16 protein-coding genes are annotated in these 12,656 nt (G+C 58.6%); all 16 read left to right on the top strand.

Annotated features, from left to right (window positions below):
• The first annotated feature begins 75 nt into the window (after positions 1-75).
• Positions 76-603 (top strand): YceD family protein, encoded by a 528-nt coding sequence (locus CFII64_RS08535; RefSeq protein WP_020290385.1) that lies wholly within the window; start codon positions 76-78, stop codon positions 601-603.
• A gap of 13 nt (positions 604-616) precedes the next feature.
• Complete coding sequence (gene rpmF / locus CFII64_RS08530; RefSeq protein WP_002552688.1) at positions 617-799, top strand: 50S ribosomal protein L32; 183 nt, start codon at positions 617-619, stop codon at positions 797-799.
• A 4-nt stretch (positions 800-803) separates the two neighbouring features.
• Positions 804-1,811, top strand: coding sequence for a phosphate acyltransferase PlsX (gene plsX, locus CFII64_RS08525; protein ID WP_020290384.1), 1,008 nt, complete (start codon positions 804-806; stop codon positions 1,809-1,811).
• 144 nt (positions 1,812-1,955) lie between these two features.
• A complete protein-coding gene (fabD, locus tag CFII64_RS08520) occupies positions 1,956-2,894 on the top strand; it encodes an ACP S-malonyltransferase (protein WP_020290383.1) in 939 nt (312 codons plus the stop codon).
• Between the two features lie 14 nt (positions 2,895-2,908).
• Positions 2,909-3,652 carry a 3-oxoacyl-ACP reductase FabG gene (gene fabG, locus CFII64_RS08515; RefSeq protein ID WP_020290382.1) on the top strand — a complete coding sequence of 248 codons (744 nt, stop codon included), beginning with the start codon at positions 2,909-2,911 and terminating at the stop codon, positions 3,650-3,652.
• 192 nt (positions 3,653-3,844) lie between these two features.
• On the top strand, positions 3,845-4,081 hold the full coding sequence (gene acpP / locus CFII64_RS08510) for an acyl carrier protein (protein WP_020290381.1): 237 nt from the start codon (positions 3,845-3,847) through the stop codon (positions 4,079-4,081).
• A gap of 110 nt (positions 4,082-4,191) precedes the next feature.
• Positions 4,192-5,436, top strand: coding sequence for a beta-ketoacyl-ACP synthase II (gene fabF, locus CFII64_RS08505; protein WP_020290380.1), 1,245 nt, complete (start codon positions 4,192-4,194; stop codon positions 5,434-5,436).
• Positions 5,436-6,254, top strand: coding sequence for an aminodeoxychorismate lyase (gene pabC / locus CFII64_RS08500; RefSeq protein ID WP_020290379.1), 819 nt, complete (start codon positions 5,436-5,438; stop codon positions 6,252-6,254). Before fabF ends, pabC begins: the two co-directional genes overlap by 1 nt.
• Positions 6,254-7,432: an endolytic transglycosylase MltG gene (gene mltG / locus CFII64_RS08495; protein ID WP_020290378.1), complete on the top strand. Its 1,179-nt coding sequence runs from the start codon at positions 6,254-6,256 to the stop codon at positions 7,430-7,432. The genes pabC and mltG overlap by 1 nt, the downstream gene beginning before the upstream one ends.
• A 19-nt stretch (positions 7,433-7,451) precedes the next feature.
• Positions 7,452-8,084, top strand: a complete 633-nt coding sequence (tmk, locus tag CFII64_RS08490) for a dTMP kinase (RefSeq protein WP_020290377.1) — start codon at positions 7,452-7,454, stop codon at positions 8,082-8,084.
• On the top strand, positions 8,077-9,063 hold the full coding sequence (locus CFII64_RS08485; RefSeq protein WP_020290376.1) for a DNA polymerase III subunit delta': 987 nt from the start codon (positions 8,077-8,079) through the stop codon (positions 9,061-9,063). Before tmk ends, CFII64_RS08485 begins: the two co-directional genes overlap by 8 nt.
• 31 nt (positions 9,064-9,094) lie before the next feature.
• A complete protein-coding gene (locus CFII64_RS08480; protein WP_020290375.1) occupies positions 9,095-9,451 on the top strand; it encodes a PilZ domain-containing protein in 357 nt (118 codons plus the stop codon).
• Between the two features lie 12 nt (positions 9,452-9,463).
• Positions 9,464-10,249, top strand: coding sequence for a TatD family hydrolase (locus CFII64_RS08475; protein ID WP_020290374.1), 786 nt, complete (start codon positions 9,464-9,466; stop codon positions 10,247-10,249).
• Between the two features lie 398 nt (positions 10,250-10,647).
• Positions 10,648-11,310, top strand: a complete 663-nt coding sequence (locus tag CFII64_RS08470) for a TetR/AcrR family transcriptional regulator (RefSeq protein WP_020290373.1) — start codon at positions 10,648-10,650, stop codon at positions 11,308-11,310.
• A gap of 110 nt (positions 11,311-11,420) precedes the next feature.
• Positions 11,421-12,023: a DUF4823 domain-containing protein gene (locus CFII64_RS08465; RefSeq protein ID WP_020290372.1), complete on the top strand. Its 603-nt coding sequence runs from the start codon at positions 11,421-11,423 to the stop codon at positions 12,021-12,023.
• Between the two features lie 10 nt (positions 12,024-12,033).
• Positions 12,034-12,594, top strand: a complete 561-nt coding sequence (locus CFII64_RS08460) for a DUF1285 domain-containing protein (RefSeq protein WP_020290371.1) — start codon at positions 12,034-12,036, stop codon at positions 12,592-12,594.
• Positions 12,595-12,656: the final 62 nt, after the last annotated feature.

The raw sequence follows: 12,656 nt of genomic DNA, 5'->3' as shown, positions 1-12,656 counted from the left end.
AATCAGTCTGCTGGCGGATAACAGGCCTGAATTTCCTTTGACATGCCTGGGGGTCGTCCCTAGAATGCTGCGCCTATGTTGAATGACCCGATTCCACCTCACGTTGACCCGCGCAAATTGGCTGATCGTGGCACTACCCTTCAAGGTGAAGTGCTGCTGGCCGATTTGGAGAGACTCTGCGACCCGCTTTCCGATAACCTCGGTACGGTGCAGGCGAAATTCGTTTTTGAGCGTGACGAACGTAGATCTGTAGTAATTCACAGTTCTATCGACGTCGAAGTCAAGATGGTTTGCCAGCGTTGTCTTGAGCTGGTCACCCTGCCGATTCACAGCGAATGCAGTTACGCGGTGATGAAGGAGGGTGCGAATACCCAGTCGTTACCGAAAGGTTATGACGTGCTGGAACTGGGCGAAGATCCATTGGATCTGCTGGCTTTGATCGAGGAAGAGCTTCTGCTCGCCTTGCCCATTGTGCCGGCTCATCATCCGGAAGAATGCCAGCAGCCGGCGGGTCTCGATGAGCCCGAACCGAGCGTGGACGAGGTAACGCGGTCCAACCCGTTCAGTGTATTGGCGCAGTTAAAGCGTGACCCAAACGTTTAGGAGTTAATCAATTATGGCTGTTCAGCAGAACAAAAAATCCCGCTCTGCCCGTGACATGCGTCGTTCCCACGACGCTCTTGAGGCAAGCACTCTGTCGGTAGAAAAGACAACGGGTGAAATTCACCTGCGTCACCACGTTTCGCCGGAAGGTGTTTACCGTGGTCGTAAAGTGATCGACAAGGGCGCTGACGAGTAATTTCTTGTCCGCTCCGATCATCGCGATCGACGCAATGGGCGGGGACTTCGGTCCCCGCAACATTGTTCAGGCAAGCCTCGCGTGCCTGATTGCTACGCCCTCGCTGCATCTGATCCTTGTGGGTCAAGCCTCCCTAATTGAAGCCCTCATTGCCCGCCAATCCGGTGTGGATCGCTCTCGCCTGCACGTTGTCAACGCTACCGAAGTCATCGCTATGGATGAACGTCCATCCCAGGCGCTGCGTGGCAAGCCCGACTCGTCCATGCGCGTGGCTTTAGGTCTGGTGGCCGATGGGCAGGCGCAGGCCTGTGTCAGTGCTGGCAATACGGGTGCGCTGATGGCGTTGTCACGTTTCGTGCTCAAAACCTTGCCGGGCATCGACCGTCCGGCGATGGTTGCAGCGATCCCGACCCAGCGCGGCTATTGTCAGTTGCTGGACCTGGGGGCGAATGTCGATTGCAGCGCCGAGAATTTGTATCAGTTTGCCGTGATGGGTTCGGTAGCCGCTGAAGCGTTGGGAGTTTCTCGCCCCAAAGTGGCGCTGCTCAATGTCGGCACTGAAGACATCAAGGGCAATCAGCAGGTCAAGCTGGCGGCCAGTCTGCTGCAGGCGGCTCCAGGGCTGAATTATTCCGGTTTCATCGAAGGTGACGGTCTGTATCGCGGTGAAGCTGACGTCGTGGTCTGTGATGGTTTTGTCGGCAATATACTGCTCAAGTCCAGCGAAGGCCTGGCGACGATGATTTCGGCGCGGGTGCAGGCTTTGTTCAGTCAGAACCTGGTCACCAAAGCCGTTGGTGTCTTGGCGCTGCCGCTGATGAAACGCATGCAGGCCGATCTGGCGCCGGCCAGGCACAATGGTGCCAGTTTTCTCGGTTTGCAGGGGATTGTGGTGAAAAGCCACGGTTCGGCCGGTGTTCAGGGCTTTCAAAGCGCGATTCAACGGGCGTTGATCGAGATTCACGAAAATCTTCCGCAACGCTTGCATGGACGTCTTGAGGAGTTGCTTTAGTATGCCGTCGGGACGCAATTCCCGAAAATGTGACGCTACTGACCGAGCAGTCATCCAAACGATCAGTCTTTAATATTCGACTTCTTGCGCACGGCAAAACGGCCGGGCGTCAATTTCGGCGACAACAATTCAGAGGCTTGTTAAATGTCTGCATCCCTCGCATTCGTCTTTCCGGGTCAAGGTTCACAGTCGCTGGGCATGCTTGCCGAGCTGGCTGCGCAATACCCGTTGATCCAGGAAACTTTCGCACAAGCGTCTCAGGCGCTGGGCTACGACCTTTGGGTGCTGACCCAGCAAGGGCCGGAAACCGAACTCAATCAAACCGACAAAACCCAGCCCGCTATCCTCACCGCCTCCATTGCGTTGTGGCGCCTTTGGCTGGCCGAAGGCGGCGCTCGCCCCGCCTTCGTCGCCGGGCACAGCCTGGGTGAGTACAGTGCGCTGGTTGCGGCCGGCAGTCTGTCGCTGGGCGATGCGGTTAAACTCGTGGAGCGTCGCGGCCAGTTGATGCAGGAAGCGGTTCCTGCGGGGCAGGGCGCCATGGCGGCGATTCTTGGCCTGGATGACGCTGACGTGTTGGCGGCCTGTGCCGAAGCGGCGCAAGGCGACGTGGTCAGTGCGGTGAATTTCAACTCGCCAGGCCAGGTTGTCATTGCCGGTTCGACCGCTGCAGTGCAACGCGCCATGGAGCTGTGCAAGGCGCGTGGCGCCAAGCGTGCCCTGCCGTTGCCGGTAAGCGTGCCGTCGCATTGCGAATTGATGCGTCCGGCTGCCGAGCGCTTTGCCGAGTCGGTCGAAGCAATCGATTGGCAGGCTCCACAGATTCCGCTGGTGCAGAATGTCAGCGCTGCTGTTGTGTCCGACCTCGATACGCTGAAGTCCGATCTGTTGCAGCAGCTCTACAAGCCGGTCCGTTGGGTCGAATCGATTCAGGCGCTGGCCGCCAACGGAGCTGTCCAGTTGATCGAATGCGGGCCGGGTAAAGTGCTGGCTGGCCTCAACAAGCGTTGCGCCGACGGCGTGACGACTCACAACCTCAACACCCCAGACGCCTTTGCCGCCGCTCGCGCGGCACTGGCCTGATAAGGAGAGCTTGCATGAGCCTGCAAGGTAAAGTTGCACTGGTTACCGGTGCCAGTCGTGGAATTGGTCAAGCCATTGCCCTGGAATTGGGGCGCAATGGTGCTGTGGTCGTGGGGACCGCGACTTCCGAGAGCGGTGCCGAGCGCATCAGCGCGACGTTCAAGGAGCAGGGCATCGAAGGCTTCGGTCTGATGCTCAATGTGACGGACTCCGAGTCGGTCAGCGCCACCCTGGCATTGATTCAGGAGCGTGTTGGCGCGCCGTTGATCCTCGTCAATAACGCGGGCATCACCCGTGACAACCTGATGATGCGCATGAAAGATGACGAATGGCATGATGTTGTCGACACCAACCTGAACAGCCTGTTCCGCTTGTCCAAGGGCGTTTTGCGGGGCATGACCAAGGCTCGCTGGGGCCGAATTATCAGTATTGGTTCCGTTGTGGGTGCCATGGGCAACGCAGGCCAAGTAAACTATGCAGCCGCGAAGGCCGGTCTGGAAGGTTTCAGCCGGGCCCTGGCTCGTGAAGTGGGTTCGCGTGCGGTGACGGTAAACTCGGTTGCACCGGGTTTTATCGATACCGATATGACGCGTGAGCTACCGGAAGCGCAGCGTGAGTCGCTGATTTCCCAGATTCCACTGGGTCGTCTGGGGCAGGCTGAAGAGATCGCGCACGTGGTCGCTTTTCTTGCTTCGGAAGGTGCAGGCTACGTTACCGGGGCTACAATCCCCGTGAATGGCGGCATGTACATGAGTTAAATGTAACGGGTTGCGGTAAAATAATGTCATACGTTGTGTCCAAAATCCGTTATAAAGCTGCAATCTATTAATGGGCGTCAGGTCGGTGAGGTCAGCGGGGTTAGCATTGAGCTTGAAATGCGCAAAACCTCTTCTATACACTTACCCACCGGCCAGCTGCCTGAATTTGTCCACTAGGAGTTAAAACTAGGTATGAGCACCATCGAAGAGCGCGTCAAGAAAATCGTTACCGAGCAACTTGGCGTCAAGGAGGAAGAAGTTGTCAACAGTGCTTCCTTCGTTGAAGACCTGGGTGCTGACTCCCTTGATACCGTTGAGCTGGTGATGGCTCTGGAAGAGGAATTCGAGACTGAAATCCCTGACGAAGAAGCTGAGAAAATCACTACTGTTCAAGCTGCTATCGATTACGTTACTGCCCACCAGGCGTAACACGCTGTAATCGTCGTTGCTGTCATGGGAAAACCGCACTGCCTGCCGGCGTGCGGTTTTTTCTTTAAAAACGATGCCCTGTATCGTCAATAAGAGAAAAGGAGAGTCCTGTGTCGCGTAGACGCGTCGTGGTCACCGGTATGGGTATGCTGTCGCCATTGGGTACGGATGTGCCGAGCAGTTGGCAAGGCATTCTGGCTGGCCGCAGTGGCATTGGCCTGATCGAGCACACGGACCTTTCGGCTTACACGACCCGCTTTGGCGGTTCGATCAAAGGATTCAACGTTGAAGAGTATCTGCAGCCCAAAGAGGCCCGCCGGTTGGATCTCTTCATTCAATATGGTCTGGCGGCCAGTTTTCAGGCTGTGCGCAATTCCGGCCTTGAAGTCACCGACGCCAACCGTGATCGCATTGGCGTAGCCATGGGTTCCGGTATCGGCGGCCTGACCAATATCGAAAACAACAGCCGGTCGCTGCATGAGCAAGGGCCGGGACGCATTTCCCCGTTCTTTGTGCCGGGCTCGATCATCAATATGATTTCCGGCTTCCTGTCGATCCATCTGGGGGCACAGGGGCCTAACTATGCAATTGCGACGGCCTGTACGACCGGCACGCACTGCATCGGCATGGCCGCACGTAACATCGCTTATGGCGAGGCTGACGTAATGATTGCCGGCGGCGCCGAAATGGCGGCCTGCGGCCTCGGCATGGGCGGCTTCGGTGCGTCCCGTGCGCTGTCGACCCGCAACGACGATCCGACGCGTGCCAGCCGTCCGTGGGACAAGGGCCGCGACGGTTTCGTCCTGTCTGACGGTTCCGGAGCGCTGGTGCTTGAAGAACTGGAACACGCCAAGGCGCGCGGGGCGACGATCTATGCCGAGCTGATCGGCTTCGGCATGAGCGGCGACGCGTATCACATGACCTCGCCGCCGGATGACGGCGCAGGTGCGGCGCGTTGCATCGTCAATGCGCTGCGCGACGCCAAGGTCAATGCCGATGATGTCCAGTACATCAACGCGCACGGTACCTCGACGCTGGCCGGCGACCTGGCTGAGGCGCGGGCGATCAAGTCGGTGTTCGGCGATCATGCCTACAAGCTGGCGGTGAGTTCTACCAAGTCCATGACCGGCCACTTGCTGGGTGCGGCAGGCGCCGTGGAAGCGATTTTCAGTATTCTGGCCATCAACGGTCAGGTCGCACCGCCGACCATCAACCTTGATGAGCCGGGCGAAGGCTGTGATCTGAATTTTGTGCCCCATGAAGCGCAGAACATGCCGATCAACGTGGTGCTGTCCAACTCGTTCGGGTTTGGCGGGACCAATGGCTCACTGGTGTTCCGCCGGTTCAACGAGTGATGCTCAGCTGGATCGACGGCTGTCCCGCCGATCTGCTGTCCATCAAGGACAGAGGCCTGGCGTATGGCGATGGGCTGTTTGAGACCATCGCCGTCAAGCACGGACGGCCATCGCTTATTGAGCGCCACCTGCAACGTCTTGAAGGCGGCTGTGCTCGTCTGGGTATCGCCGCCGACCTGAATTTGGTTCACCGCGAGCTGCTGGCGTTTGCCACACAGCTGGGCGACGGCGTGATGAAGTTGATCATGACCCGAGGCGACAGTCAGCGCGGTTACGCCCCCGCCCCGAATGCTCAACCTCGACGAATCCTGCAAGGCGGCCCGCCGCCGCTGTACCCTAGCGCTCATGCAGCGCAGGGCGTACGCCTTTTTGCGTGTCAGACTCGTCTGGCTGAACAGCCGCTGCTGGCCGGGCTCAAACATCTGAACCGGTTGGAGCAGGTGCTCGCCCGCTCGGAATGGCAAGACAGCGACCACGCCGAAGGATTGATGCTTGATACATCCGGGCGCGTCATCGAAGGTGTCTACAGCAATCTGTTCCTGATCAGTGGTGGGGTTCTTCTCACTGCCGATCTGGCGCGGTGCGGCGTCGCCGGGGTGATGCGTGCCGAATTGCTGGAACAGGCGCCTGCGCTGGGTATCCCGATAGTAGTCGGCGACTTGCAAATGTCTGACTTGCAGCAGGCTGACGAAGTATTTCTCTGCAACAGTGTCTATGGCGTGTGGCCCGTTTGCGGCTTCATGCAGCTGAGCTGGCCGGTTGGGCCGCTCACCCGTAAACTGCAGCGCACCGTTCTCGCGCTTCTGGATATCGCTTAGTGATTCGAAAATTATTGGTCTTGCTGGAAACAGGTGTAGTGCTGGCAGGCCTGGCGCTGGGCGCTGCGTTTTGGCAGCAGAACGAAGCGCTGCATCAGCCATTGAACGTAACCCAGGAACAATTGCTGGACGTCCCGGCGGGCTCCACGCCAACGGGCGTGCTCAATCGTCTGGAAGCCGATGGCGTGGTCAAGGATGCTTTCTGGCTGCGGCTTTACTGGCGCTTCAATCTCTCCGGACAGTCGCTGCACAGTGGCGAATACCGGATGACGCCCGGCATGGACGCTCAATCGTTGCTGACCTTGTGGCAGCGTGGCGAAGTGGTTCAGTACAGCCTGACCCTGGTCGAAGGCTGGAATTTCCGTCAGGTGCGTGCCGCTCTGGCTAAACAGCCCAAGCTTGAGCAGACCCTGACAGGTCTGAGCGACAACGAGCTGATGGCCAGGCTGGGGCATCCCGATGTTTATCCTGAAGGTCGTTTCTTTCCGGACACCTACCGCTATGTGCGGGGCATGAGCGACGTCGAGCTGCTCAAGCAGGCTTACAACCGTCTGGATGAAGTGCTTGATGAAGAATGGGCCAAGCGCGCTGCGGATGTTCCCTACGTTGACCCGTATCAAGCCTTGATCATGGCGTCGCTGGTGGAAAAAGAGACTGGCGTTCCCCAGGAGCGTGGGCAGATTGCCGGAGTGTTTGTCAGACGCCTGCGTCTGGGCATGTTGCTGCAGACCGATCCGACGGTTATCTACGGCCTCGGCGAACGCTACAACGGCAAGCTGACCCGTGCCCATCTCAAGGAAGCAACGCCTTACAACACTTACGTCATCGCCGGACTGCCACCGACGCCGATTTCTCTGGTGGGTCGTGAAGCTATCCATGCCGCGTTGAATCCGGTTTCAGGCAGCAGTTTGTATTTCGTCGCACGCGGCGATGGCAGTCACGTGTTCTCGGCGGATCTGGACGCGCATAACGCGGCCGTTCGAGAGTACCAGCTCAAGCGGCGTGCCGATTATCGCTCCAGCCCGGCGCCCGCTGCTCCGACCGTTGTTCCAGTCATCCCTCCGGAAACCGATCCGGCGGCACCCGTCCCTGATGCGGCGACGGCGCCCGAAACCGCGCCCGTCCCGGAGCCAGCTGCGCAGCCTGATGCCATCCAGAGCGAGCCAAGCCCGAAATGAAGATGAACGAGGACTGCCTGTGACTGGCCTGTTTATTACCCTGGAAGGTCCGGAAGGCGCCGGGAAAAGCACCAACCGCGAATACCTCGCCGCCAAACTGCGCGCCGAAGGTATTGAAGTATTGCTGACTCGGGAACCTGGCGGTACGCCTTTGGCCGAACGCATTCGCGAGTTGTTGCTGGCCCCCAGCGATGAGTCGATGCATGCCGATACCGAGTTGCTGCTGGTATTTGCCGCACGGGCACAACATCTGGCGCAAGTGATTCGCCCGGCGCTGGCCCGTGGCGAGATTGTTTTGTGTGATCGTTTTACCGACGCGACCTACGCGTATCAGGGCGGCGGCCGCGGCCTGAGCCACCAGCGGATTGCCGCGCTGGAAAACTTCGTTCAGGGTGAATTGCGCCCGGACTTGACCCTGATCTTCGACTTGCCGGTTGAAGTCGGCCTGGCCCGCGCCACTGCGCGAGGTCGACTCGACCGATTCGAGCAGGAAGGACGGACTTTTTTCGATGCCGTACGCAGTACTTATCTGAAGCGTGCGAGCGCCGAGCCGGACCGTTATCGTCTGGTTGATGCGGCCTTGTCGCTGCCGCAAGTCCAGCAGTCCCTCGATGCGTTGATCCCGGAAATGCTGGAGCGTTACCGTGGCTGAGGCCTACCCCTGGCAGGATGCGCTCTGGCAGCAAATGGCCGGACGCCCTCAGCACGCGCACGCTTACCTGCTGCACGGCCCCGCCGGAATTGGTAAGCGGGCCTTGGCCGAGCGGTTGATGGCCAATTTGTTGTGTCAGCGTCTTGAGGGGCTGGAAGCGTGCGGCACCTGTAAATCCTGCCTGTTGCTGGTTGCCGGCAGCCATCCGGATAACTACGTGCTGGAGCCGGAAGAGGCCGACAAGGCGATCAAGGTCGATCAAGTGCGCGATCTGGTCAGCTTCGTTGTGCAAACCGCGCAGATGGGCGGGCGCAAAGTGGTATTGATCGAGCCCGTGGAGTCGATGAATATCAACGCCGCCAACGCCCTGCTCAAAAGTCTTGAAGAGCCTTCGGGCAACACCGTGCTGTTGTTGGTGAGCCATCAACCCAGCCGATTGTTGCCGACGGTGCGAAGCCGTTGTGTGCAACAGGCCTGCCCGCTGCCGAGCGAAGCCATGAGTCTGGCGTGGCTGGCCGACGCGCTGCCCGGCTGTACGCAGGATGAGCGTAACGAATTGCTGGTCCTCGCCGCAGGTTCGCCGTTGGCCGCTGTCAGTCTTCAGGCCCAGGGCGTTCGCGAGCAGCGTGCACTGGTGGTCGACGGGGTGAAGAAACTGCTTAAACAGCAGCAATCGCCGACGCAACTGGCGGAAGGCTGGAAAGATATTCCGTTGTTGCTGTTGTTCGACTGGTTCTGTGATTGGTCGCACCTGATCCTGCGCTACCAGCTCACCGAAGACGAAGAAGGCCTCGGTCTGGCGGACATGCGCAAAGTGCTGCAGTACATGGCGCAGAAATCAAATCAGGGCAAGGTCCTCGACATTCAGGACTGGATTCTCGCCCAGCGCCAGAAGGTCATGTCCAAGGCCAATCTCAACCGCGTGCTGCTGCTCGAAGCTTTATTGGTACAGTGGGCTGGCTTGCCGCTGCAACGTTAGGCTGTATTCATTGGAATCCTGAGGAGTTGTGATGAGTTTGCCGCTGAATTCCGGTCCCCGTAACGGTATTTTGTCCCTGACCATCAAGGACAAGTCCGTGCTGTACGCCGCTTACATGCCGTTCATCAGGAACGGCGGGTTGTTCATTCCGACCAGCAAGAGCTACAAGCTGGGCGATGAAGTGTTCATGCTGCTCAACCTGATGGACGAGCCGGAGAAGGTTCCGGTCGCTGGCAAAGTCACCTGGATTACCCCGAAGGGCGCGCAGGGCAACAGGGCTGCCGGAGTCGGCGTGCAATTCAATGACGGCGACAATGCTGCCCGTAACATGATCGAAACTTATCTGGCCGGTGCTTTGAAGTCCGACCGCCCAACTCACACGATGTAGATAACCATTGCCATGCTTGTAGATTCCCATTGCCACCTTGATCGCCTGGACCTCGCTGAACATGCCGGCTCTCTCGATGCCGCGCTGGAAGCGGCGCGGGGCAGAGGGGTTGGGCATTTTCTCTGTATCGGCGTCAGCGCTGACAATGCGGGCGCAGTCAAAGCCCTGGCGGAGCGCTATGACGACGTGGATTGCTCGGTCGGCATTCATCCGCTGGACCTGAAACCCGGTGAAGCGCCTGCGCTGGAATGGTTGCTGGGCGAATTGAATCACCCGCGCGTGATCGCCATTGGCGAAACCGGTCTGGATTACCACTACGAGCCTGAAGCCGCCGAGCTGCAACAGGCGTCGTTTCGTTTGCATCTGCAGGCCGCCAACGTCACCGGCAAACCGGTCATCGTGCATACCCGTGGTGCGCGTGCCGATACGCTGAACCTGTTGCGCGAAGCGGCCTTGCCCCAAGGCGGTGTGCTGCATTGTTTCACCGAGGATTGGGAGATGGCCAAGGCGGCGCTGGACCTGGGTTTTTACATTTCCCTGTCCGGCATTGTCACGTTCCGTAATGCCGATGCGTTGCGTGATGTGGCGCGCCAGGTTCCCGCAGATCGCCTGCTGGTTGAAACGGATTCACCTTATCTGGCGCCGATTCCTTATCGGGGCAAACCCAACCTGCCCCAGTACGTACGCGAAGTCGCTGAGTTTCTCGCCATGCTGCGCGGCGAGTCCTACGAGCGCTTTGCCGAAATGACTACCGACAACTTCGCCCGCCTGTTCCCGTTGGCGCACCTCAAGCGCTAGACGCTGGATGTTCCTCCTGAATCCCGGGCAAAAAAAAACCCGGGTTCTGGGGGGTGAATCCGGGTTAAGACCATTAGGAGTAAAACAAAGGTGCGCCATCCGTCGGCACCTTTACTGGCGTGTCATTTGGGGGATATGCAACGCCAACGCCTTAAGTATTGGTCATGATTGCAGGGCGTCCAGTTAGTTCTGATCATTTTTTAAACAGATTTGGAATAGCCAGGCCGCTGCTGAGTCCGCATTTCGCACATCAGGCACGCCCGGCGACGCATTTGTCGCGCAAAACGCTGATTCGGCCATTTAGCTCAAAAAACCACGCCATGGTCGGATGATCCGTGCAATTTCGCGCAAGTTAGGCATAATACCGGGCTTCGATTTTGACCCCTACAGACCTTCTTATGCAGAAAGAACCCCGCAAGGTCCGTGAGTTTCGACGCCGCGAGCAAGAAATTCTCGACACCGCGCTCAAGCTGTTCCTCGATCAAGGTGAAGACAGCGTCACGGTCGAGATGATTGCTGATGCCGTGGGTATCGGCAAAGGCACGATCTACAAGCATTTCAAGTCCAAGGCGGAGATTTACCTGCGCCTGATGCTCGACTATGAGCGCGATTTGAACGAGCTGCTGCATTCGGCGGATGTCGACAAGGACAAGGAAGCGCTGTCGCGCGCCTACTTCGAGTTCCGCATGCGCGATCCCCAGCGTTACCGGTTGTTTGATCGGCTTGAGGAAAAAGTCGTCAAGGGCAATCAGGTGCCGGAGCTGGTCGAGGAGCTGCACAAGATTCGCGCCTCGAACTTCGAGCGCCTGACGCTGCTGATCAAAGGTCGAATCAACGAAGGCAAGCTCGAAGACGTCCCGCCTTATTTCCACTATTGCGCCGCCTGGGCATTGGTCCATGGCGCGGTGGCGCTGTACCACTCGCCGTTCTGGAGCAATGTCCTCGAAGATCAGGAAGGTTTTTTCCAGTTCCTGATGGACATCGGCGTGCGCATGGGCAACAAGCGCAAGCGCGATCCCGAGACGACTGTTGATCTGAACCCCGACACCACTGGCGGTTGAGCCTTTTCAGGACCTGCACGCATTAATGACCTGCTTTGCCCATGATGGCGCGGAAGCTGCATCCGACGACCATTCGCCGGTTTTCCGTCACCGGCACCTGGGAGGAAGTGATGCGTAGCCTGGTTTTGCTACTGGCGCTGTTGGCGTTGAATGGTTGTATGAGTGTCAGCGATCTGGGCCAGGGCGCTCATGATCAATTCAGTGACGCCGGTTTGCTGGATCACAGTGAAACCCGACGCATCAGTAACTGGCGCTTGCAGCCGGACTCCTTCATCTATATTGCTCAAGGCGCGTTTGCGCCGCCGGGCAGCGCCTACCCAAGACCCAACGTCGTGGCCGAGGAGGCATTCAACGGCTTCATCGAGTATTTCCCCATGGTTCGTCGCGCTCGTACGCCGCTAGGGCTGGATGAGGCAATGAATGAAGCCCGCGCCGCCGGTGCGCATTACCTGCTTTATACCCGCTTCGCCAAGGCCGATGACCGAATCAGCAACACCGACGAGTGGTCCGATCAGGAAGCGCTGGATCGGCTCGGCATCGACAGCGGGGTCATCCAGTTGATGGTGATCGAAACCAGTACCCGCTATCTGATCGACAGTGCGCGAATTCGCAGCCGTGGCGGATTGCTGACACTGCACGACACCAAACCACAAGATTTGCTTGGCCCGCCTCTGGAGGATTACGCTCGCAGTCTGCTGGGCGTAAGCCGCTAAGGAGAAAGTCATGAGTGATTCAGGCAAGGCCAATGATCTGTTCGCGCAGATCCCCAAATCCAAAGGGTTGCCGCCTGTTCATTTATGGAACCCGGATTTCTGCGGCGATATCGACATGCGCATCGCCCGCGATGGCACCTGGTATTACCTGGGCACGCCAATCGGTCGCAAACCCATGGTGCGCTTGTTTTCCACCATCATGCGCCGCGACGGCGACGACTATTTCCTGATCACGCCCGTGGAAAAAGTCCGCATCAAGGTCGATGACGCGCCATTCGTGGCGGTCAGTCTGGAGGTGGAAGGCGAGGGCGAGCATCAGCTGCTGCGCTTTACCACCAATGTCGACGACGTGACCGAAGCCGGTGCCGAGCATGCATTGCGGGTGCTGATCGATCCCGCGACCGACGAGCCCGCGCCTTACATTCATGTGCGGGTCAATCTCGAAGCCCTGATTCATCGCAACGTCTTCTATCAATTGGTCGAGCTGGCCGTGCCTCGGGATATCGACGGGCGACGCTGGCTGGGCGTCTGGAGCGGCGGGTTGTTCTTTCCACTCGGCCTTGAGCCCTGAATAACGAATCCCTCGGATGACGTCCGATCAATTGCCTGCTCCCGGCGCGACGGTTAAAGTGC

The organism is Pseudomonas sp. CFII64, assembly GCF_000416235.1.
GTDB lineage: Bacteria > Pseudomonadota > Gammaproteobacteria > Pseudomonadales > Pseudomonadaceae > Aquipseudomonas.
Note: the sequence above shows the minus strand (reverse complement) of the source record. Positions and strands in the feature narration are given on the sequence as shown.